This is a genomic window from Frigoribacterium sp. CFBP 8751, from assembly GCF_014841545.1.
Lineage (GTDB): Bacteria > Actinomycetota > Actinomycetes > Actinomycetales > Microbacteriaceae > Frigoribacterium.
Window position 1 is genome coordinate 26,989 of the sequence record NZ_JACYUB010000003.1, and the last position, 21,250, is coordinate 48,238.

The 21,250-nt window shown below is 69.0% G+C and carries 20 protein-coding genes; 10 read left to right on the forward strand and 10 right to left on the reverse strand.

Annotation, left to right across the window (positions count from 1 at the left end):
• Positions 1–27: 27 nt before the first annotated feature.
• Together IFT88_RS09395 and IFT88_RS17635 are read left to right on the forward strand one after the other, a co-directional pair.
• Positions 28–408, forward strand: a complete 381-nt coding sequence (locus tag IFT88_RS09395; protein WP_192120275.1) for a BlaI/MecI/CopY family transcriptional regulator — start codon at positions 28–30, stop codon at positions 406–408.
• A 35-nt stretch (positions 409–443) separates the two neighbouring features.
• Positions 444–1,286 (forward strand): M48 family metalloprotease, encoded by an 843-nt coding sequence (locus IFT88_RS17635; RefSeq protein ID WP_192120277.1) that lies wholly within the window; start codon positions 444–446, stop codon positions 1,284–1,286.
• 20 nt (positions 1,287–1,306) lie between these two features.
• Here the strand turns inward: IFT88_RS17635 and IFT88_RS09405 are convergent, their stop codons facing one another.
• From IFT88_RS09405 to IFT88_RS09425, 5 genes are all read right to left on the reverse strand, one after another.
• The gene (locus IFT88_RS09405; RefSeq protein WP_342212122.1) at positions 1,307–3,607 is read right to left on the reverse strand and encodes a heavy metal translocating P-type ATPase; all 2,301 of its coding nucleotides are present in this window, start codon (positions 3,605–3,607) and stop codon (positions 1,307–1,309) included.
• Complete coding sequence (locus IFT88_RS09410) at positions 3,604–5,667, reverse strand: cytochrome c oxidase assembly protein (RefSeq protein WP_192120278.1); 2,064 nt, start codon at positions 5,665–5,667, stop codon at positions 3,604–3,606. The genes IFT88_RS09405 and IFT88_RS09410 overlap by 4 nt, the downstream gene beginning before the upstream one ends.
• Positions 5,660–5,866, reverse strand: coding sequence for a heavy-metal-associated domain-containing protein (locus IFT88_RS09415; RefSeq protein ID WP_342212123.1), 207 nt, complete (start codon positions 5,864–5,866; stop codon positions 5,660–5,662). The genes IFT88_RS09410 and IFT88_RS09415 overlap by 8 nt, the downstream gene beginning before the upstream one ends.
• A gap of 108 nt (positions 5,867–5,974) precedes the next feature.
• Positions 5,975–6,193 carry a heavy-metal-associated domain-containing protein gene (locus IFT88_RS09420; protein WP_244637981.1) on the reverse strand — a complete coding sequence of 73 codons (219 nt, stop codon included), beginning with the start codon at positions 6,191–6,193 and terminating at the stop codon, positions 5,975–5,977.
• A 91-nt stretch (positions 6,194–6,284) separates the two neighbouring features.
• Positions 6,285–7,736, reverse strand: coding sequence for a PepSY-associated TM helix domain-containing protein (locus tag IFT88_RS09425; protein WP_192120280.1), 1,452 nt, complete (start codon positions 7,734–7,736; stop codon positions 6,285–6,287).
• 77 nt (positions 7,737–7,813) lie between these two features.
• Between IFT88_RS09425 and IFT88_RS09430 the strand changes: the two genes are divergently transcribed.
• A complete protein-coding gene (locus tag IFT88_RS09430; RefSeq protein WP_192042480.1) occupies positions 7,814–8,425 on the forward strand; it encodes a DUF5134 domain-containing protein in 612 nt (203 codons plus the stop codon).
• A 49-nt stretch (positions 8,426–8,474) separates the two neighbouring features.
• Here the strand turns inward: IFT88_RS09430 and IFT88_RS09435 are convergent, their stop codons facing one another.
• Positions 8,475–9,419 carry a 2Fe-2S iron-sulfur cluster-binding protein gene (locus IFT88_RS09435; protein WP_192120282.1) on the reverse strand — a complete coding sequence of 315 codons (945 nt, stop codon included), beginning with the start codon at positions 9,417–9,419 and terminating at the stop codon, positions 8,475–8,477.
• A gap of 89 nt (positions 9,420–9,508) precedes the next feature.
• The gene (locus IFT88_RS09440) at positions 9,509–10,111 is read right to left on the reverse strand and encodes a hypothetical protein (protein ID WP_192120284.1); all 603 of its coding nucleotides are present in this window, start codon (positions 10,109–10,111) and stop codon (positions 9,509–9,511) included.
• On the opposite strand from IFT88_RS09440, the gene IFT88_RS09445 reads away from it, so the two are divergent.
• From IFT88_RS09445 to IFT88_RS09475, 7 genes are all read left to right on the forward strand, one after another.
• Complete coding sequence (locus IFT88_RS09445; protein WP_192042483.1) at positions 10,089–10,922, forward strand: ABC transporter substrate-binding protein; 834 nt, start codon at positions 10,089–10,091, stop codon at positions 10,920–10,922. The two genes, IFT88_RS09440 and IFT88_RS09445, sit on opposite strands and share 23 nt — an antisense overlap.
• 14 nt (positions 10,923–10,936) lie before the next feature.
• A complete protein-coding gene (locus IFT88_RS09450) occupies positions 10,937–11,980 on the forward strand; it encodes a FecCD family ABC transporter permease (protein ID WP_267658547.1) in 1,044 nt (347 codons plus the stop codon).
• A complete protein-coding gene (locus IFT88_RS09455; protein WP_192120286.1) occupies positions 11,977–12,756 on the forward strand; it encodes an ABC transporter ATP-binding protein in 780 nt (259 codons plus the stop codon). The genes IFT88_RS09450 and IFT88_RS09455 overlap by 4 nt, the downstream gene beginning before the upstream one ends.
• 47 nt (positions 12,757–12,803) lie before the next feature.
• A complete protein-coding gene (locus IFT88_RS09460; protein WP_192120288.1) occupies positions 12,804–13,649 on the forward strand; it encodes a DJ-1/PfpI family protein in 846 nt (281 codons plus the stop codon).
• A gap of 118 nt (positions 13,650–13,767) precedes the next feature.
• A complete protein-coding gene (locus tag IFT88_RS09465) occupies positions 13,768–14,862 on the forward strand; it encodes an ABC transporter substrate-binding protein (RefSeq protein ID WP_192120290.1) in 1,095 nt (364 codons plus the stop codon).
• Positions 14,863–14,875: 13 nt separating this feature from the next.
• Entirely contained in the window at positions 14,876–15,916 is a 1,041-nt protein-coding gene (locus tag IFT88_RS09470) for a FecCD family ABC transporter permease (protein ID WP_267658545.1), read from the forward strand.
• Positions 15,913–16,683 (forward strand): ABC transporter ATP-binding protein, encoded by a 771-nt coding sequence (locus IFT88_RS09475; protein WP_192120292.1) that lies wholly within the window; start codon positions 15,913–15,915, stop codon positions 16,681–16,683. Before IFT88_RS09470 ends, IFT88_RS09475 begins: the two co-directional genes overlap by 4 nt.
• Positions 16,684–16,726: 43 nt before the next feature.
• On the opposite strand, the gene IFT88_RS09480 is transcribed toward IFT88_RS09475, so the two are convergent.
• Genes IFT88_RS09480 through IFT88_RS09490 form a run of 3 tightly spaced genes read right to left on the reverse strand, consistent with a single transcriptional unit; the run spans position 16,727 to position 21,242 of the window.
• Complete coding sequence (locus tag IFT88_RS09480) at positions 16,727–18,067, reverse strand: aspartate aminotransferase family protein (protein WP_192120294.1); 1,341 nt, start codon at positions 18,065–18,067, stop codon at positions 16,727–16,729.
• 32 nt (positions 18,068–18,099) lie between these two features.
• Positions 18,100–19,947, reverse strand: a complete 1,848-nt coding sequence (locus IFT88_RS09485) for a glycoside hydrolase family 3 protein (RefSeq protein WP_192120296.1) — start codon at positions 19,945–19,947, stop codon at positions 18,100–18,102.
• The gene (locus IFT88_RS09490; RefSeq protein WP_192120298.1) at positions 19,944–21,242 is read right to left on the reverse strand and encodes an MFS transporter; all 1,299 of its coding nucleotides are present in this window, start codon (positions 21,240–21,242) and stop codon (positions 19,944–19,946) included. The genes IFT88_RS09485 and IFT88_RS09490 overlap by 4 nt, the downstream gene beginning before the upstream one ends.
• Positions 21,243–21,250: the final 8 nt, after the last annotated feature.

The window sequence follows — 21,250 nt, forward strand, 5'->3', positions numbered from 1 at the left end:
GGGCTCTCGCCCGGATAAGATCGAGCGATGACCGACAAGTCCGACACTCCCGCCAAGCGTTCTCGCGGCGAGCTCGAGAACGAGGTCATGCGAGCCCTCTGGCGTGCGGGCGTGCCCGCCTCGGCAAAAGAGGTTCAGGCGACCTTCGAGCTCGACGCGACGCCGGCCATCACGACCGTGCTCACGATCCTCGATCGGCTCCACAAGAAGGGGTCCGTCAACAAGGCACCCGCTGCGGGCGGTGGATTCGTCTTCTCGGCGGCACAGTCGGAGTCGGACTCTGCGGCGAGCACGATGGTCTCCGCACTCGTCGCGAGCAGCGACCGCAGCGCTGCGCTGCTGCGCTTCGCCGGGCAGCTCGACCCTCGCGACGTCGAGGCGCTACGGGCGGCGCTCGAGGCCGACTGACCCCTGGTCTGCTCATCTCGGGCGGGGTGATCTAGGTGGCGGTCGCCGTCACCGTGCTCGTCTGCATCGGGGCGTCGCTCGTTCTGATCGTGGGTGCACCTTTCGTACTGGCCCATGGCCGTTGGCGGTTCCGCTTCCCGCGGCTGGCGCTCGCCTCCTGGTACACCGCGTTCCTCGGCGGCATCGCCGCGGCTGCTCTCGGGCTCGTCAACTCAATGGCCGCGGTCGCGTTCTCTCGCGATGCCCCGGCGGACCCGTTGGGCGGTTGGTTCGCATCGACGGTCCTCGTGGTGGTCGGCTGGGGCGGCCTCGTCGCCGTCGGGGGGCTGGTGGCGCTCGTCACGACGCGGTTCGAGCCGCTCGCGGCGACGGACCGGGCCCTGCACCAGCAGATGGCGCTGGTGGCTGCCTGCCACCCGAGCACACGGGTGCGAGGGGTGGACATGACCGTGGTGCCCTTCGACCGCGCCTTCGCGATGAGCATCCCGGCCCCGAGCAACCGCGTGCTCGTCACGACGGCGCTCGAGCGGGCTCTGAGCGCTGTCGAGCTGGCGGCGGTCGTCGAGCACGAGCGGACGCACCTGCGGCAACACCACGGCGTGATCGCGCAGCTCGCTCAGCTCAACAGGGCGTGCACTCCGGGCCTGGCCGGAGCCCGACACCTCGAGCGCACCACCAGGATGCTCGTCGAGCTCATCGCCGACGACGCGGCCGCGCGGCGCCTGGGAGCCGTGCACACCGCCAACGCGCTGGTCAAGATGGCGCACCTGGCCGGGGACGAGTCGTTGACGCTCCGCGCTCGTCGCCTCGTGGACGCCAGCAACCGGCACGCCCCTTCCCGCCGGCGGTCTCCGCTGGCGGTACGCGTGCAGGGCTGACCGACGTCAGCGGAGGCACATCACCCGCGAGGTGCGCCTCCGCTGCGGTTCGGCTCGAACGAGCGCAGTCGCAGGCTGTTCGACACGACCAGCACCGACGACAGGGCCATCGTCGCCGCCGCGATCAGCGGGTTGAGCAAGCCGACCGCAGCCAGCGGGATGGCGAGGACGTTGTACCCGAACGCCCAGACCAGGTTGAGCCTGATCGTCCGGAGCGTCTGGCGCGACAGCTGGACGGCGTCCACGACTACACGGAGGTCGTCCCTGACCAGGATGATGTCGGCGGCCTTCATCGCGATGTCGGTGCCCTGCACCATCGCGAGCCCCAGGTTGGCGGTCGCGAGGGCAGCGGAGTCGTTCACGCCGTCGCCCACCATCGCGACCCTGTGCCCGTCGGACTGGAGGGCGGAGATCGCGGCGGCCTTGTCGGTCGGCAGGACGCCTGAGATGACCTCATCGACTCCGATGGCTGCTCCGACCGTCTGTGCCACGCCGTTCGTGTCCCCGGTCAGGAGCACCGTGCGCAGGCCGAGTGCCCGGAGTCCCGCGACCGCGGCGGGCGCGGACAGCTTGATGTCGTCATGCACCCCGAATACTGCCGAGGCGATACCGTCGATAGCCAGCAGGACCGCGGAGGCGCCGGTCGAGCCGAGCCGTTCGACCGCCCCGGTGAGCACGGCGTCGAGCTCGATCCCGTTCTCGCGAAGGAGGCGAGCGTTGCCGATGAGGATCTGGTGGCCGTCGACGACGGCGCGGGCACCGAGGCCGGTCAGCGCCGTGAAGCCCTCGGGCGTGGACAGGGCACCGACCTCGGCGGATGCGGCCGCCGTGACGGCGCGGGCCACAGCGTGTTCCGAGGCGGTCTCGACGCTGCCGGCGAGGCGCAGCACGGTCTCGCGATCGAGCGTCCCGGTGACGACGACGTCGACGACACGCATGCCGCCGGTGGTGACGGTCCCGGTCTTGTCGAGGACGACGGTGTCGATGACACCGCTCGCCTCAAGGGCGTCCTGTCCCTTGATGAGCACGCCGAGCTGGCCGCCACGGCCGATGCCGACCATGAGCGCGGTCGGGGTGGCGAGGCCGAGAGCGCAGGGGCACGCGATGATCAGGACGGCGATGCCGTTGCCGACGGCCGTCGAGGGTTCGGCGCCGATCAGGAGCCAGATGGCGGTCACGATGGCCGCGAGGGCGATCACGCAGGGCACGAAGACGGACGAGACCTTGTCGGCGAAGGTCTGCACCCCGGCCTTGCGCCTTTGGGCGTCCTCGGTGAGGGCCGCCATCTGCGCCAGGCGGGTGCGGGCGCCGACGGTGACTGCGGTGATCTCCAGACGTCCGGTGACGTTGACCGTGCCGCCGATGGCGTCGTCTCCCGGTGCCAGGTCTGCGGGGACGGACTCACCGGTCATGGCGCTGGTGTCGACGGTGGATGTCCCGGACGAGACGGTCCCGTCAACGGCGATCCGCTCGCCAGGGAGGACGACGACCGTGTCTCCGACACGGAGCTCGGTCGACGGCACGACACGCTCGGCGCCGTCGGCGTCTCGGATGCGGGCCTGCCGGACGGCGAGGTTCCCGATGGCGTTCAGCACGTCACCGGCGCGGCGGCGCGAGCGGGTCTCGAAGTAGCGCCCGCCGAGCTGGAACGTGACCATGCCGGCGGCGACGTCGAGGTAGATGGCGTCGGCGCCGGCGGGGGTCACGCCGAAGCCGAGCCAGTAGCCCGGCTCTGTGCTCGGGGCGAAGACGAGCGTGTAGACAGCCCACCCGAAGGACACGATGCTGCCCAGCGAGACCAGGCTGTCCATGCCGAACGTGCCTCGACGAAGGCTGCGCCAGGTCGCCTTGTGGAACGGCCACGCCGCCCACGTGACGATGGGCACGGCCAGCAGGACGCAGACGAGCTGCCAGCCCGGGAAGCGGAAACCAGGCACGAGCGCGAGCAGGATCGTCAGGTCGCAGAGCGGGATGGTGAGCAGCGCCGCCACGGCGAGTCGGCGACGCAGCGACGTGATCGTGGTCTCGGTGGCCCTTGCGGTCCAGCTGTCGTCGTCGCCCTGTCGCATCGCGGCGGCGTAGCCCGCCTTCTCGACCGCGGCGATGGCCGTGTCGACCTGCGCGGGGGCCAGCCCCGAGACGAGCGCGCGCTCGGTGGCGTAGTTTACCGAGGCGGTCACCCCGGGGAGCTTGTTGAGCTTCCGCTCCACGGCGTTCGCGCACGAAGCGCAGGTCATGCCGCCGACGTCGAGCTCGAAGTACGCCTCCGACGGGCCGGTGGTCGTGTCGACGGCTGCCGTGGGCTGGGAGGTGGTGGTCACGTCTGGTCCTTCATCTCGGGCACCCGCTCGGCGGTCGCCGTCGTCTCGGGCGGTCCCGAGGGGGTGGTGCTCCGGCCGGAGAGCCGGTGGAGCATGTCGTTGTAGGCCTCGAAGCTGTCGTCGATGCCGCTGTCGAGGTGGCGGTCGACCCGCTTCGCGCGTCGGGAGTCCTGTCTCGACCACTGGGTGACGAGGGCGATGACGACTGCGATCAGGGGAAGCTCGCCGGCGGCCCAGGCGATGCCGCCGCCGACGTACTGGTCGTGGGCGAGATCGGTCATCCACCACTTGCCGATGTACTCGTAGTAGTTCTGTGCGATCACGGTCTCGCTCGACATGATGACGACGCCGAAGAAGGCGTGGAACGGCATCGCGGCGAGGACGAGGCCGAGCTTGCCGATGTGGGGCAGCGGACGTGGCGGGTGGTCGACGCCGATGACGAGGCTGTAGAAGACGTAGCCGATGACGAGGAAGTCGAGGTTCATCAGCTGGTGTGACCAGTGGTACCTCAGTGCCTCCCCGAAGATCGGCGTCAGGTAGAGCAGGTAGTAGGTGCCGACGAACGAGACGAAGACGTGGACTGGGTGGTAGAACGCGTGGGTCAGGCGCCAGTTCAGCACCGCGGTGATCCACTCGTGCACGCCTGCGGGCTCGTTCCTCCGGTGCGCGGTGCTGGCTCGCAGGGCGAGCGTCACGACGCCGCCCATCACGAGCAGCAGCGGCCCGAGCATGTTGAGGGACATGTGCAGGATCATGTGCAGGCTGAAGGACACGCTGGAGTACTTGCCGAGGCCGGAGGACGTCGTGAGGAACACCGTGGCCCAGCCGAGCACCCATGCGACCGTGCGTCCCACGGGCCAGGCGTCGCCTCGCTGTCGGAGCCGTCGGACACCCCAAAGGTACAGGCCTATCCCGGCGGCGGTCAGGACGGCGAAGAGAATGTTGGGCCGCCATTCCAGGAGGAGCACGAGCGGGCTCGGCTCGCTGTCGACGTCGTAGCCGAGGAACACCTGGTCCACCGAGGTGGGGACGAAGTACTGAGGAGGCGGGATGCGTGTCATGGCGCTGGCGATCCCCAGGTGTGCAGAGAGCAGCAGGGCAGTGAGTGACGTGATCGTCCAGGTCGAGTGCTTCGCAGCGGCATCTGGTCGTGTCGCCCGCCAACCGAGCACGCCGAGGGCGCCGAGGAGGGCGAACCGCACCAGGAACAGCCACCCCGTCGCTGTCTCCCACGGAGCCGAGCCCGCCAACATGAACGCGGCGATGATCACCTGGGTGCCCGCGGCGATCGCGCCGGTCACGACCGCCGTCCACCGCAGGCGGCGGGACTCGACGGCGCCGAGGGCATCCCCCCGCGCAGCAGCCCAGGCCACCAGGAACACGAGCCCCGTGAGGATGGTCATGGCGGGTGTGCCAATGATGGCAGCGTCGCCGCCGAAGTCGTGTTGCGGTCCGACTAGGACCTGCCCGACGACGACAGGGGCGAGGACGGCGATGAGGCTGAGGGCGAGCATGACGAGAAGCGGCTGCCATGTGCCCAGGAAGTTCGCCATCAGGTAGATGGTCCACGCGACTACAGCTGCCACCACCCACGCGCCGGGCAAGTAGGAGGCGGACATCAGGTACGAGAGCGAGCCAGGCTCCAGCAGGCGGTCGAGCGATTGGCCGCTGGCGTCGGCGGCGTCGACGGCTGCGAGGCTCGTCGCGCTGAGGGCCCAGAGGAGTGAGGCCCACCGGATGGTGCCGAGGTCACGACCGTTGTCGACGACCAGCCGGCGTGCGCCCGAACGCGCTCGGACGAAGGCGGCGAAGAACAAGGCGCCCACCGTCACGGAGCTGGCGCACTCGGCCACGACCCGGAGCAGGCCGCTCGTCAGGGACGTGACGAGGTCGGGCACAGGTCGGTGCAGGGACTCGTACCCGGACGGGCCCATCACGACGACGGTCACGACGACGGCGAGCAGCGGGACGCCGACGAAAACGGAGCCGAGGGCCGTGCGCCGATCGCGAGTTCGCTGGGCGGGATCGGCTGCCGGTTGTGGCGAGACCGTCTCAGCCATCGACGACGGTGTAGCCCGCCTCCTCGACCGCCTCGCGGACAGCCTCGGGATCGGGCGCAGAGGCGCTGGTCACTGAGATCAGGCCCGTCACGTGGTCGGCGGTCACGGACTCGACACCGAAGACATCGCCCACCTCCCCGGCGACTCGCTTCTCGCAGTGCTCGCAGGTCATGCCGGCGACGGTGAACGTGGTCTGCACAGGGGGTCCTCTCAAATGGAGGCCTCCCGGTCGACGCCTCACGCACCCCCTACTCTACGTGCTGTAGAACGCCGTGGGGAGCGTGTTCTCTCGACGTCGACCGGTTCCTCAGCGAGCGATCGAGAATGCTCCGACCGCCGAGAGGCTGGCGCCGACCTCGGCGTCGCTCAGCTCGCGCGTGCCGTGCGCGGTGACCGTCGAGGTCTTCCCGGGGGCGAGGTCGACGTCGACCGAGTCGACGCCGTCGAGGCCGGTGAGAGTCTCGGTGACCGTCGTCACGCAGCCGTTGCAGGTGAGGCCGTTCACGGGCCCTGTCCAAGTGGTCATCATGCATTCCTTTCCATCGTGGGCCGCGCGGGCGTGATGCCCGAGCGGTCGTCGGCAGTCTCGTCCGACATCTCGCGACTCGGCTGTGTGATCAGACCGAGCCGAAGAACTTGCGCAGGCGCGGGACTCTGCGGATGAGCAGCTGGTCCAGTGCCAGCACGAGGATCAGGGAGAGTCCGAAGACCGGTAGGAAGAGCCCTAAGGCCACCATCGCGACGAGCAGGACCCTGCTGCTCCAGACGGGGAGCGCTGCCCGGGGGGCTGAGAGTCCCGAGGCGCGTCCTCGACGGGTCCACCACATGAGCGGCCCCGAGATGCAGAGGAACATCACGGCGAGGCAGAAGAGCACCGTGAGGACCGTGTTGACAGTGCCGAAGCGACGTCCCTCGTGCAGCGCGACGCCCTGTGACACCGTCTTGGCGGTGGCGCTGAAGTCGTCGTAACCATAGGTGCCGGCGACGTCGCCGGTGTACTGGTCGACGTGGACGGTCTTCTCCAGGGCCACGTCGGACTCGGAGGGGTTGCCGTTGTCGTTCCACTGGCTGCCCATCACGCTGAAGACGCCGTCGTCCCCCTCTGGGTAGACGATCGAGTACGGCTCGGGCGCGCCTTCGTTGCGAGCGGCCGCGACGGCTTCGTCGATCGAGATCATCGGGCCGGCGCCCTGGCTCGTCCCCAGGGGGCCGCCTGCGATCGCCCAGCCGGCCGGCGCCGTCGTGCCGTTGGTGTCCTCGATCAGGTCGCCGAGGGTCGACTCGGCGCCGGGGTCTGCGCCCCACAGGGATTCTCCGTCGCCCGCCGCGACCTGCTCGGCAAGGGAACCCCAGACGCCCGTCCACGGTAGGCCAGAGACGACCAACATCAGGATGCCCAGCCCGACCGGCAGGCCGGCGATCGCGTGCATTCCGCGCAGCCTGGAGCCCGGCACCTTCTTCGCCCGAGCGGCGCCTCGGGGGCGGCGACCCAGGAAGAAGATGATGAACCCCGTGATGGTCAGGACGATCGCCCAGCTGGCCCCGAGCTCGACGATCCGGTCGCCGATCTGCTCGTCGCCCAGCAGCAGGTCGCCGTGGATGCGCTCAGCCCAGTTCGACACGAGCTCGTTCTCGTTCAGGTCCCCCGTCACGGTGGTCGAGTACGGGTCGACGTAGACGTTGCTCCCGACACCGTCGGCGCTTTCCGTGACGAAGACGGTCGAACGGTCGCCGGTCGCGTCCACGACGGAGAGAATCTCCCTGTCCGGGAAGGCCTCCCGGACAGCGGCCTCCTGGCTCGACAGGGAGGCGCGCTCTGCGCCCTCGGGGGCGGTGACGGTGAGGACGCCGGGATGGGTGAACGAATCGACCTCGGCTCGGAACATGTAGGTCAGGCCCGAGATCGAGAGGATGAACAGGACCGGGATGACGATGATGGAACCGTAGAAGTGCCACCGCCAGAAAGCAGCGAACCAGTTCGTCGGACGCTTGCCTGGACGGTGAACTCGGCTTGTCAGTCTGTTCGGGACGTCGGCTCCGGTGCGGCGGTCCATCTCGGTCGCGGTCATGCCAGCCTTTCGATCGGGACCGGGGTCGTCCGGTCGTCGAGTTGGCACTCTACAAGATGTAGAACTAGCCTGGCGACGTGATCGACTACCCCTGGAACATCGTCCTGACCATCGCCTTCGCGTTCACCTTCGTGGTCTGCGTGGGGGACGCCCTGGTGGGAAGGCTCCGTGCCACGGACCGGCGAGCAGCCATCACCGACGGCGAGCTTGTCGACGTCAACCACGGCGTCATGAGCATCGCCATGATCGCCATGACCTGGTTCTTCGCGATGGACGTCGTGACCTGGGCGCAGGTCCTCCTGTTCGTGATCCTCGGCCTCTCGCTCGTGCCGCCCCTCCTGCGCGCGTCGTCCCGGCGTGGGCGCACCGAGCTCGTGGGCCACATCGCGCTGGACGCGGCCATGATCTGGATGCTCGCCGCGATGCCGTTGCTGATGGCCGGTGCCATGAGTGCCGCCGGCGGATCGATCCACGCCGAGCACGCCGGAGCGGATGCCGGTGCCGACATGCTGATGGCGACCCCGATCTGGGCCGACGTCGTCAACGTCCTCTTCGTCGTCGTCTCAGCGGTGGCGGCCCTCTGGTGGCTCGTGCAGATGTTCATCAGCCGAGGGCACCGCGTCCACCTGCTTTGCCACGTCGTGATGGCCGCGGGCATGGCGTGGATGCTCGTCCTGATGAACGTGTAGAGAACACCTCCCGCCGCCCAAGGCCCAGGCCCGCGTGACCGCCCACGGCTCACACGTCTAGTTCGAGGACGGAAGAGAGCGACCGCGAGCAGCAGGTGTTGATGTGGGTCCCTGCGGTGTGGTCCGCCTCCGTCTGGAAATCGTCCCGATGATCGGGGACGCCGGCGAGCACGGCGGTCAGGCACGACCCGCAATGACCCTGGCCACAGGAACGGTAGGTCTCATAGCCTCGCCGCTCCAGGGCCTCCGCAAGGGACTCGTCCGCCCCGACCTCGATCCTCTCGCCCGTCGAGCGGGCCACGACGGTGAAGCTCCGATCGCCGTCTCGTGGCGTCTCGGCGGGTGGGTCGAAGCTCTCGGATCGCACCTGGTCCGCCCGCCAGCCCGCCGCGAGGGCGCGGTCCCGGGCCACGTTGACGAAGCCCGCGGGCCCGCAGGCGTACACCGCGCCTCCGTCGTCGACCGTCTCGAGCGACCGTGGCCAGCTCGTCCGAAAGGAGTCGCCTTCGTCGCTGTGGTGCAGGGTGACGCGATCACGCCAGGGGCTGGCGGTGAGGACGGCGAGGAGGGGGAGGGCGTCGGCGTCGCGGGACCAGGCGTGGAGCTCGAAAGGCGTGCCCCACCGGTGCAGTTGCTCGGCCATCGTCACGAACGGCGTGATGCCCACACCTCCTGCCAGGAGGACCGCCATCGAGTCCGACCGGCCGAGGGGGAACGTGTTGCGGGGCCTCGACACGTCGACCACGTCGCCCACGGTGAGCCGCTCGTGCACCGCCGCCGAGCCGCCGCGACCGTTCGGGTCGTGGCGCACGCAGACGAGGTACCTCGCCGTGTCGTCGCCGTGGCTGACGAGTGAGTACTGGCGCACGAGGCGCTCGTCGAGGTGGAGGTCGACGTGCGCCCCGGCCTCGAAGGTCTCGAGCTCCTGGTCCGGATGCACGGGCCGGAGCTCGACGAGGAGCGCGTCGCGGGCCGCCCGGGTGATGTCGTGCACGCGTACTGACTGTCTTGCAGGCCGGGTCATTCCCCAGGTCGAGGAGCTGGGCGTCCGGCGGGCGCGCAGGGCCCGGAACAGCGGCGGGGTCACGACGGGTCTCTCGGTGCTCGACGCGTTCGAGCGAATCGGGAGGCGAGCCGGTCGGCGAGGTGCCTCAGGGAGGCGACGTCGTCGCCGAGGGTCACGGCCCGCGGGTCGTCGTCGTCCGGCGTGGGTCGAGCGAGCACCAACACGATCAAGACGGCGATGGCGACCACCTGTGTGAGGCTCGTCGCCGTGTCGAGCCACGGGAGGTGGTCGACCTCGTTGGCGGTGGTCATCGATGCTCCCTCGAATCGTTCGTCGGTGTCGTCGCGACGGTGTTCTACAGAATGTAGTTCTTGGTCGAGAAGTGTTGCCCGAGTCTCTTCTACGATACGTAGAATAGACGTCATCACCGACTGAAGGAGTCCCATGCGGCCCACTGTCCGACGCGTCCTCTCCGGAACCGGGGCAGCGGCCGCGCTCCTGCTCCTGACCACCGCGTGCACTGCCACGGGCGACGAGGCGACGCCCGCGAGTCCGCCTGCCGGTGCGACGTCGACTGACGCGACGTCGAGCGCATACCCCCTCACCCTCGAGAACTGCGGTCGACAGATCACCATCGACGCCCCGCCGGAGCGTGTGGTGAGCCTGTGGCAGTCGAACACGGAGGCGCTCCTCGCCCTGGGCCTGGGCGACCGGATCGTCGCGGTCCAGGAGAACTACGCGCCGTATCCCGAGTCGGTCGCGTCGCAGGCGACCGGGCTCAAGAACGTCGGCAGCGAGATGGGCTTCCCCTCGAAGGAGGTCCTCCTCAGCGAGAAGCCCGACTTCGTGACCGGTCAGGTCCTCGACGGCTTCGCGTTCGACGCCTCGCAGGGCTACGCATCCGTCGAGCAGCTCGAACAGGCCGGGGCGGCCGTCTACGGCGCCAACCTCTGCGGCTCGACCGACTCGCAGAGCACCGAGACCTGGAACATCGAGTCCGTCGAGAAGACGCTCCGCGACTACGGGACGATCTTCGACGTCGCCGACAGGGCCGACGAGGTCGTCGCGGAGCTCGAGGCTGACAGGTCGGCCGTCGTCTCGGCCGTCGAGGACGAGCCGATCACCAGGACGGCCTACTTCAACGGCGGGACCGGCCCGGTGATCGTCCTCGCGGGTGGCATCTACGACGACCTGATCACCACCGCGGGAGGTGAGAACGTCTTCTCGTCGGACTCCGTCTACGTCAGCAAGGAGGAGTTCGCCGCCTCCGACGCGGACGTCGTCCTGGTGGGGACCTTCCCCGGACAGGACTTCGCGTCCCAGAAGGCGTTCCTCGAGGAGAACTTCCCCGACTTGCCCGCCGTGCAGGCCGGCAAGATCACCGAGGTGCCCACGCAGGAGACTGACTCCTCCATCTCGGTCATGGTCGGGCTGACGAAGATCGCCAACGCGATCCACCCCGACCTGAAGCTCCCGGTTCCCTCGTCGTGAGCGAGGGGGCCGCCGTGACTCGGCGACCGGCTCCCCGTCGCCCGAAGCTGATGGTCGGCGCGCTCGTCGCCGCCTGCCTCGTCGCCGTCGTCCTGTCCGTGGCTGTCGGCAGCGTCGGCATCGCGCCGAGTCGAGTCCTCGAGGTCGTCGGCGGGCGCCTGGCGCCGTGGGCCCTCGGCCAGGTCGACGGTCTCGACGACCAGATCGTGTGGGTGTTCCGTCTTCCTCGCGCCCTGCTCGGCCTCGTCGTCGGAGCGGCCCTCGCGGTCGCGGGTGCCGTCCTCCAAGCCGTCGTGCGGAACCCCCTGGCAGACCCGTTCGTGTTCGGTGTCTCGTCGGGCGCCTCCGTCGCCGCGGTCGCAGCGCTCACCCTCACGACCGGTGCCCTCGCCTCCGTGTCCACACCGCTGGCCGCTTTCGTTGGAGCTCTCGTCGCGACACTCCTCGTCTTCGTGCTCGCCCAGCAGGGAGGGCGCGTCACACCGAACAGGCTGCTGCTCGCGGGCGTCGCGTTGTCGTACCTGCTGAGCTCCGTCACGAGCTACCTCGTCCTCCGGTCGAGCGGCACGAACCAGGGCGTCGGGCCGGTGCTCTCGTGGCTCGCCGGCAGCCTCGCCGCGGCGACCTGGAGCGACCTGGGTGTGCCGGCCCTCGTGCTGGTCGCGTCGACGGCCGTGCTGGTGCTCCTCGCTCCCGTCCTCAACGCGTTCCTCACCGGTGACGAGACGGCCGCGAGCCTAGGTGTCGACGTCGGCCGGGTGCGACTGGGGTTGTTCGTCATCACCTCGTTGCTCGTCGGCGTCGTCGTGGCGGTCAGCGGCTCCATCGGGTTCGTCGGACTCGTCGTGCCGCACGCCGTCCGCATGGTGATCGGCTCCGACCACCGCTGGGTGCTTCCTGCGTCCGCTCTCGCCGGAGGGCTCCTCCTGGTGCTGGTGGACATCGGTGCCCGGCTGCTTCTCGCGCCGACCGAGGTGCCGGTCGGCCTCCTCACCTCCGTCGTCGGTGCACCGTTCTTCCTCTGGCTGTTGCGCCGCTCCGGGCGGAGCGGACGATGAGCGTCAGGGCAGGCGGAGCGCTCCGCGTCGAAGGCGTCAGCGTCGACCTCGCCGGACGCCGGATCATCGAAGAGGTGGCCCTGAGTGCCCACGGGAACGTCGTCGGCCTCGTGGGCCCGAACGGGAGCGGCAAGTCGACGCTCCTGCGGACGATCTACCGCATGCTGCGGCCGGCCAAGGGGACCGTGCTCGCCGAGGATCGTGACGTGTGGTCGATGTCGGCCAAGGAGGCGGCGCGCATCACCGCAGCGGTCGTCCAGGACAGCCCCGTCGACCTCGAACTCACCGTCGTCGACTGCGTCACGACCGGACGCCTACCGCACGGCAGCTTGCTCGGATCGGGCCGTGCCGAGGACGGGCGAGTCGTCGAGCTGGCGATGAGGAGGGCCGGTGTCGAGGACTTCGCCGACCGTGGCATGAGCACGCTCTCGGGTGGAGAACGGCAACGCGTGCAGCTCGCCCGCGCGCTCGCGCAGGAGCCGCGGCTCCTCGTTCTCGACGAGCCCACCAATCATCTCGACATCCGACACCAGCTCCAGCTGCTCGCTCTCGTCCGGGCGCTCGACGTCACGACCCTGGTCACGCTGCACGACCTGAACCTCGCGGCGTCCTACTGCGACGAGATCGTCGTGCTCGAACACGGCCGGGTCGTCGCCTCGGGACTGCCGGGCGAGGTCTTCACCCCGCAGCTGCTGCAGCGCGTGTTCGGCGTCCGCGCCGACACGCTCGTCAACCCGCTCACCGGCCGCCTCCAGCTCGTCTACGCGGACAGCTGACGGCCGACCCCGACCGGTCACGACCACTACGAGAAGGAGAACCACACGTGAACGACGAACTCAACGACACCGCCGAGACTGCGGCGCTGCCCGGACACACGGCAGGGAACGACCCGACCGGGAGCACCTTGTTCAGCGTGGTCGGCGACGACCCCGCCAAGCAGGACGCCATCGACCGTTCGATCGCCGCTCACCACACCCTCGCCGCGCGGCCCGGGATGCGCTTCGCCACGGGCAAGACGATCCTGATCGTCCTGCACCCCGGCTTCGAGCTTCTCGACGTCGTCGGTCCTTTCCACTTCCTGGCAGCGACGGGCGCGGACGTGCACTTCGTCACGACGGGCTCCGCGGATGAAGCGGTGCTGAGCAGCAGCGGTGTGGCCCTGGTGCCCGCGCTGGCGCTCCACGGCATGCGTGTCGCCCCGGAAGTCCTCCTCGTGCCCGGTGGCGACACGGGCATCCTCCTCCGTGACGCCCGTGCCATGGCCGACCTGCGACGCCTCGGCGACCAGGCGACCTACGTCACCAGCGTCTGCTCCGGCTCGATCGCTCTCGCCGCCGCAGGCCTCCTCGAGGGACGACGTGCGACGTCGCACTGGTCCGTCCGGCACCTCCTGGCCGGCTACGGCGCCGTCGAGGTGAATGAGCGCGTGGTGGAGGACGGCAACCGGCTGACCGCGGCGGGAGTCACCGCGGGGATGGACCTCGCCATCAAGCTGGTCTCGTACCTGTGCGGGGACGAGATGGCACGCTTCGCCGTTCTGGGCGCCGAGTACGCCCCCGAGCCCCCAATCGACACGGGCACTCCCGAGAAGGCCGGCCCGGCACTGACCGACCTCTCTCGCGACTTCCTCGCACCGCTCGTCGAAGAGCTCCGCGCCCCCGCACGCTGACACTGCACGGGCATCCGTTCGCCATGCGGCGCACGGTGTGTCGACGTGGAGGAATCCGCGTGTCGCTGTGTTCTACAACTTGTAGAGTCAATCATTCCCTCTAAAGAAAGGCCTTCCCATGCACTTCGCCAGATCACGTACCGCGCTGGCCCTCGGATCACTCGTCACCCTCACCGCCCTGGTGGGGTGCTCGGCCACTACGTCTCCTGCCGATTCAGCCGGCCCGGTCGGCGACGGGACGACGCTCACCGGCGGGCCGACGTCGTATCCCCTCAGCGTCGAGAACTGCGGCCTCACCCAGACGTTCGACGAGCGGCCCTCCCGAGTCGTCCTGATGAACGGAGCGTCGGTCTCCGAGGTGGAATCACTCGTGATGCTCGATCTCGAGGACACGATCCTCGCGAACACCCAGAACTACGGCATGTCCGACATGCCGGGACTGGTCGAGCAGATCGACGCGCTCCCGACGGGAGACGTCGACATGGCCGGCAGTTTCGAGATCCCCGCCGAGCAGCTCCTCGCGCTCGAGCCGGACCTCGTCATCGCGACGACCTCGGGAGGGTTCGACCCGAGTTCCGGTCAGTCGTCACGGGAGGAGCTCGCCGAGGCGGGCATCGAGACCCTCGTCAACCCTGCCAACTGCGCCATGGGCAAGGAGGACGCGACAGAGGAAGAACTCGGCGCGTTCGACGAGGCCACCGTGGAGTCGTCCTTCGATTTCCTCAACTTGGTCGGCAACGTCTTCGACGTGCAGGACGAGGCGCAGGTCCTCGTGGATGACCTGCGCGGTCAGATCGACGCCGTGTCGGCAGCCGTCGAGGGCAAGGAAGAGCCCACGGGGCTGATCGTGTTCCCCGGCATGTCGATGATGACGCCCAACGGGATGCCCGCCGTGTTCCTCGGGGGGATCTTCGACGACGTCCTCGCCCGCGCAGGGGTCTCGGGCGCACTGAAGGACAGCGGGTTGACCTTCACCTCGGCCATCGACGAAGAGCAGCTATCCTCCGCCGATGTGGACATCCTGGTCGTCGGCGGGTTCACTCGGGGAGAAGACCTCGACGCTGAGGCGGCAGCGCTCTTCGCCGAGTACCCGCAGTGGGACGCAGCCAAGAACAACAGCTACGTGACCGTGTCGGACGGGGTGTACGTCGGGCCGACGAACGCCGCCGCGATCGACAAGATCGCTCGCGCTGCGCACCCCGACGCCTTCTGATCGGCCGGGGCTCGTGGAGGTTCGTACGTCGCCGACGCGACAGGGCTCGCTGCTCGCGTGGATGGTCGTCCTGGCCGCCGCGACGACCGTCGTCGCCGTCGTGGCGGTCTCGATCGGCAGCGTCTCCGTGAGCCCCGAGGCGGTCGTGCGGACCGTCGTCGGCAACCTCAGCGGGGACAGGGGCTCGATCGATCCCCTCGACCAGAGGATCATCTGGGAGCTGCGAGCTCCCCGGGTCGTCCTCGCCGGGATCGTCGGGGCATCCTTCGCCCTCGCGGGGGCAGCTCTCCAGGGGCTGCTCCGCAACCCCCTGGCGGACCCGTACATCATCGGGGTGTCTTCGGGCGCCTCCTTCGGGGCCGTCCTGGTGATGGCCTTCGGGTCGGCCGCCCTGCTGGGCGTCACGACCTCCGTCGCCGCCTTCGTCGGGGCGATCGGGCTGCTCGGACTGGTCTTCGCGTTCGCGCAGCGGTCTGGCTCGTTCACCGACATGAGGCTCGTGCTGTCGGGGGTCGCCCTGGGCTACGTCGCCATGGCCGGCACGAGCTTCGTCCAGCTCCACGCGGATCCCGGTGAGCTGCGAGGCATCCTGTTCTGGATGATGGGAAGTGTCGCCGGGGCACGGTGGTCGGCCTTGGTCCTGCCCGCGGTGGTCCTCGTCGTCGCGGGGGCGTGGTTGCTCGCTCAGTCGCGAGGCCTGAACGCTCTCGCACTCGGCGACGACGACGCCACCGCAGTCGGCGTCGACCTGCGGCGCACCCGACTCGGGCTGCTGCTGGTCTCGGCAGTCCTCACGGCGGTGGCGGTGAGCGTGGCCGGGGGAGTGGGCTTCGTCGGCCTCATCATCCCGCACGCGATGCGGCTGCTCGTCGGGTCAGACCACAGGCGCCTGCTGCCGGTTTCGGCGATCGCGGGGGCGCTGTTCCTCATCCTCGTCGATCTCGTCGCACGCACTGTCGGCAGCCCCAACGAGTACCCGCTCACCGTGTTCACCGCCCTCATCGGCGGCCCCTTCTTCCTCTGGCTGATGAACTCCGAGGGGAAGCGAGCATGAGGGTCTCCCTCGACCACGTCACCATCAGCCTGGGCGGACGCCCGTTCATCCACGACCTGAGCCTCGAGGTGGAGCAGGGCTCGTTCGTCGCGATCGTGGGCCCGAACGGCTCGGGGAAGTCGACCCTCCTCCGCGCGATGTATCGAGCCCTGCAGCCCGATTCGGGAAGCATCCTCATCGGTGACACCGACGTCTCGACGATCACCCCTCGCCACGCCGCACGACTCCGCGCAGTCGTCACCCAGCACCAGACGACGAACGACAGCCTCCTCGTCCGAGACGTGATCGCGACCGGACGCCATGCTCACCAGAGATGGTTCGCCGTGGAGTCCGCGGCGGATCGCGAGATCATGCGGCTGTCCCTCGAGAAATGCGGCGCCGCGCACCTCCTCGACCGGCGCTACCTGACGCTCTCCGGTGGCGAGCGCCAGAGAGTGCTCCTCGCCAGGGCCCTGGCCCAGGATGCGCCTGTGCTGCTGCTCGATGAACCCACCAACCACCTCGACGTCCGGGCGCAGCACGACCTGCTCGCCCTCCTCGAGGACGTCGACCTGACCAGGGTCGTCGTGCTGCACGACCTGGACCACGCCGTTGCCCACGCCGATCATCTGTTCGTCGTGCACGAAGGGCGCATCCGCGCCTCCGGGCACCCCGTTCAGGTGCTCACATCCGGGCTCACGGAAGAAGTCTTCGGCTGCCGTTCGGCGATCACCGAGCACCCGTTGACCGGGCGCCCGCACCTCGTCACGGCGCCGGTGGGCCGGTGACGAGAAGGCCTGGTGTGCCCCTGCTCGGCAGCTCCCGACCCGGTCAGGACTCGAGATCCGTGACGATGTCCTTCACGGTCTGGATGAACGCGGAGATGTCGTCGTCGGTCATCGCGAGGGAGAGTGACAGTTCTCCACGGGCGACCGGGAAGAAACCACGGTTTGCCAGCTCCAGAGAGAGCGCTTGCGTCCCCTCCGCATCGACCTTGTGCCAGTAGTCGCGGTGCGTCGTGACCTGCTGGCCAGGCTCGTTGCAGTAGGCGTAGGCGAGGGACGAGAAACCCCGGCCGAAGATGGTGAAGGGGCTGTTCCGTTCTGCCGCCCAGGAGCTCAGGTCGGCGAGGATGCGCCCGGCCATGGAGTTGAGGCGGTCGTAGGCGGCCATGTCGAGCGCACGCATGCACGCGATGCCGGCGACCAGGGCGAGGCGATGACCGTGGTGAGTGCCCGAGATGGCGACCCGTCCGGTCTCGAGCACGCTCATGATGTCGGCTCGCCCTCCGACGGCGCCCAGCGGCAGGCCGCCCCCGATGATCTTGCCCATGACCGTCAGGTCGCCCTCGACGCCGTAGACGCTCTGCAGGCCGTGGTAAGCCGCCCTGAGGTTCGCGGTCTCGTCGATGACGAGGACGATGCCGAGCTCGTTGGTGACACGGCGCAGCATGTGCACGAACTCGTCAGAGAGCATCACGTGGCCGCCGGCTCCTGACTCCAGCTCGACGAAGACGCAAGCGAGGTCGGCTCCGTGCTCACGCAAGATGCGCTCGGTCCCGACGAGGTCGTTCTGCGTGAGGACCACAACGAGATCGACGGTCTGCTGCGGCACGCCGGAATCGTCCGCGACCGGTCGCGGATTCCCGTCCGTCCCGTACTCAGGTGCCTCGTGCGTGTGCACGGACACACTGACGGGGTCGGTGAACCCGTGGTAACCGCCCTCGAACTTCGCGATCTTGGTCCTGCCCGTGTAAGCCCGCGCGATGCGCGCCGCGGTCATCACCGACTCGGAAGCCGAGCACGAGAACTGCACCTTCTCGACCGATGCGATGCGGTCGATCAGGATCGCCGCGAGTTCGGCCTCCTCCGAGACCGGATTCCCGAACGAGGCCCCGCTGGGGATCGCTGCGATCAGGGCATCGGAGATGGCCTCGTGGCCGTGTCCCAGGATGTTCACGGTGAAGTTGTTGTTGAAGTCCATCAGGCGATGGCCGTCAACCGTGTCGATGAAGGCCCCGTTGCCGCCTGTGACGAAGACGGCGTGCGGACCGAAGTTGAAGGACGTACGGCTGTAGCCCCCGGGGATGAGCCCCTTGCCGTGTTCGGTGGCGCGGGCCGACGCGGCAAACCGTTCGGTGAAAGTCTGGGTGGCGGACTCGAGGGTGAGCATCGTTGTCCTCTCGGGGTCTGGCGTGGTGGGCATTAGGGAGTCGGAGGTGCGTCGTAGGTCAGTCCGTGGCCGAACCGGAAGAGCGGCGACGCCGTGTCGAACGGGACGTCGGGGCGGCTTGCCTCGACAGCCTCAGTGCTCGACGGGAGATCGAAGGGGAGCTGTCCTCGGGGCGCAGCCTCGCCGAAGACCAGATCGAGGAGGGCTCCTGGCCCGGCTCCCCAGTTGCCGATGATCGCCGCGACGTCCTCGACTATCGGCGTCAGGACGGCGGGCCGATCAAGGAAGACGTCGACGATCGTCGGGACGGCCGATGCGATCTCACGGAGGTGGGCGGCGGTCTCCGCGGCGAACTCGAGCGATCCCGCGTGGAAGTAGTTCTCGAACGCTGTCGGTCGGGTCTCGAACGGCGCGTGCGTCCGGATGACGGCGATGTCGGCTGCCTCCGGAGTGTCGACCACCTGGGCGTAGAGCGCCGCCATCTCGCGTGGGATGCCCTCCACGTAGAGTCGGCTGCCGCGCGGGGCCGGCAGGACGGCTGCTCCCTCGCCTCCGTTGGCAGCTCGGTTCGTGAGGAGCGTAAGGGAGGCTCGCTGCGCCTCCTCGCCCGCCGCGATGAACTCGGGTGATCCGACGATCCGACCTGCCGCCTCGACGTCGACGAGAGGCTGGTCGAAGAGCCCCAGGATGAACTTCTCACGGAGGAGGCGGCGGACGGACTGATCGAGCCTGGCCTCGTCCACCCTGCCGCTCGTGACCAGCCCGATCAGGACGTCGGGGCACTTCTCGCCGCCGAACTGGTCGACGCCGGCGTCGAGCGCCTTGAGCATGCGGTCGCTCTGGTCGAGGTGCTCGACGCCCCAGGCGCGGGCGGGGAACGGTTCGCCCGAGACCTCGGAGTCGGTGAGGAGGCCCCAGTCGGTGCACACGATGCCGTCGAAGCCGTACCGCTCCCGCAACAGACCTGTGATGACTGAGCGGTTGAACCCGAATCCGACTTCTTCGTGCTCGGTGCCCACGGGCATGCCGTAGTACGGCATGACCTGGCTGACGCCTGCTGCGAACGCTGCCTCGAACGGCTTGAGGTGGAGCTCGAACTGCCCGCCCGGGTAGACCTGCTCGCGGCCGTAGCCGAAGTGCGGGTCCTCGCCGTCCTTCTGGGCGCCTCCTCCGGGGAAGTGCTTGATCATGGCGGACACCGATTCGGTGCCGAGACGGTCGCCCTGAAGCCCCTCGACGTAGGCGGTGCCGAGGCGCGAGGTGAGCTCGACGTCCTCACCGAAGGTGTCGAGCTGCCGAGCCCATCGCGGCTCGGTCGCGAGATCCACCTGGGGGTGCAAGGCGACGCGGATGCCCACGGCCCTGTACTCGCGGCGCACGACGTCCCCGAAGCGGCGGACGAGGTCCGCGTCGCGCGTGGCGGCGAGGCCGAGCGCTTCCGGCCAGACCGAGAAGCTGCCCGCGAGGAGGCCCGCGAGGGGATTGTCGCTGTAGGAGTTCCGGGGGTCGCTCGAGATGGTGACGGGGATGCCGAGCCGGGTGGAGGCCGCAAGCTCTTGGATGCGGTTGTGCCAGGCCGCCATCTGACGGGGGTCGCCGCCCGTGAGCAGGTTGAAGTGGGACATCTGGTGTTCGAGGACGAACGTCGCGTTCGAGGGCAGGTGGAACTCCTCGTCGCCCTCGGAGAGCTCGCCGCCCTCGCCCATGCTGATCATGTCGTGGAAGAACAGGCCGGCCTTCTCGGCCAGGGTCATCTGTCGCAGCAGGATCTCGACCCGCTCCGCGGTGGGGAGATCGGGGTCGCGGTAGCGACGGTCGATGTCGTGCTCGACCTCGTGGTCGGAGCTGTCCGGGACGGTGGTCGGGGCACGGTGGGTCATCGGACTCCCTTGATGAGGTAGACCACGAAGGCGCCAGCCAGGACGACGAGGGCGCCGAAGAGATAGAAGACGGTGTAGCCGCCGAGGACGGTCGTCGCACCGACGGCGATGATGAACGGTGCGATCGCCGGCGCGATGGACTGGGGCAGGGCGTTGGCGATGTTGAGCACACCGAGGTCCTTGGCCGTGTCGGCGGGGTCGGGCAGGACCTGGGTCGCCAGGGCGAGCGAGACGGCGAGGAACGCGCCCGCGCCGAGGCCGATCAGTCCTTGTCCGACGATGACGACGGGCACTGAGGGGGCGACGGCCATGAGGATCAGCCCTCCTGCCATGATGACGCCGGCTGCCGTGACGAACACACGCCGTCGGCCTGTCCGGTCGGAGGCGATGCCCGCGAGTGCGCCGGAGACAGCGGTGGCGATCGTCGAGGCGAGGTTGCAGAGCAGGACGATCCCGATGGCTTCTTGTTCCTGGAGTGCGAAGCGGTCGCTGAGGTAGAGGGGCAGGAAGGTAGCCACGCCTGCGTAGCCGAACATCACGAGGAACGTGGTCAGCCACGCCAGGGCGAAGTCCCGGTGCCGGACGGGGTCGAACACGAACGAGCCGAAGAAGTCGCGGATCCCGTAGCGCTCGCGCGGCGCGGTCGTCAGCTTGCGATCGTCGAGGGTGATGACGAACACGGCGGCAGCGACGAGTGCGACGAGCGCGGGCGCGAGGAACCGCCCGACGTCGCCGGCGATGAAGTTGACGAGGAAGCTGCCGCCGAGGATGGCGACGGAGGTCATGACGCCGATGATCCCCGAGGCGAGTCCGCGCCTCGCGGGCGACACCTGGTCAGGGACCGTCGCGTTCGTCGCAGCCAGGGCGCCGTTGATCGCGGCCTGGGTGAGGCACCACCCGACGAGCACGACCCAGACTTCGTCGGCGACTCCGATGAGCAAGCACGACAAGACGCCCACGAGTGCGCCGCCGAGGATCCAGGGCCTGCGACGACCCCAACGAGAGGTCGTGCGGTCCGAGAGGCGGCCGACGAGCGGGTTCGCGACGAGAGCGAACAGGGAGCCGACACCCGTGACGAGACCAAGGGCGCCGACGGCTGCCTCGGGGGACGAGGTGATGTGCTGGAGCTTGAACGCCATCGAGACGAAGACCGGCGTCAGCAGTGCCAAGTACAAGCCGAAGGTCGCGAATCCGAGTGTGGCGAAGTAGGTGGGACTGGCGGTGCCGCCCTTGCTGGCTGTCGTTCCTGACGGCTGCGGGGAGGTCTCGGCGTCGGCCGGTGACGTCTCTGTCATGGGGTTCC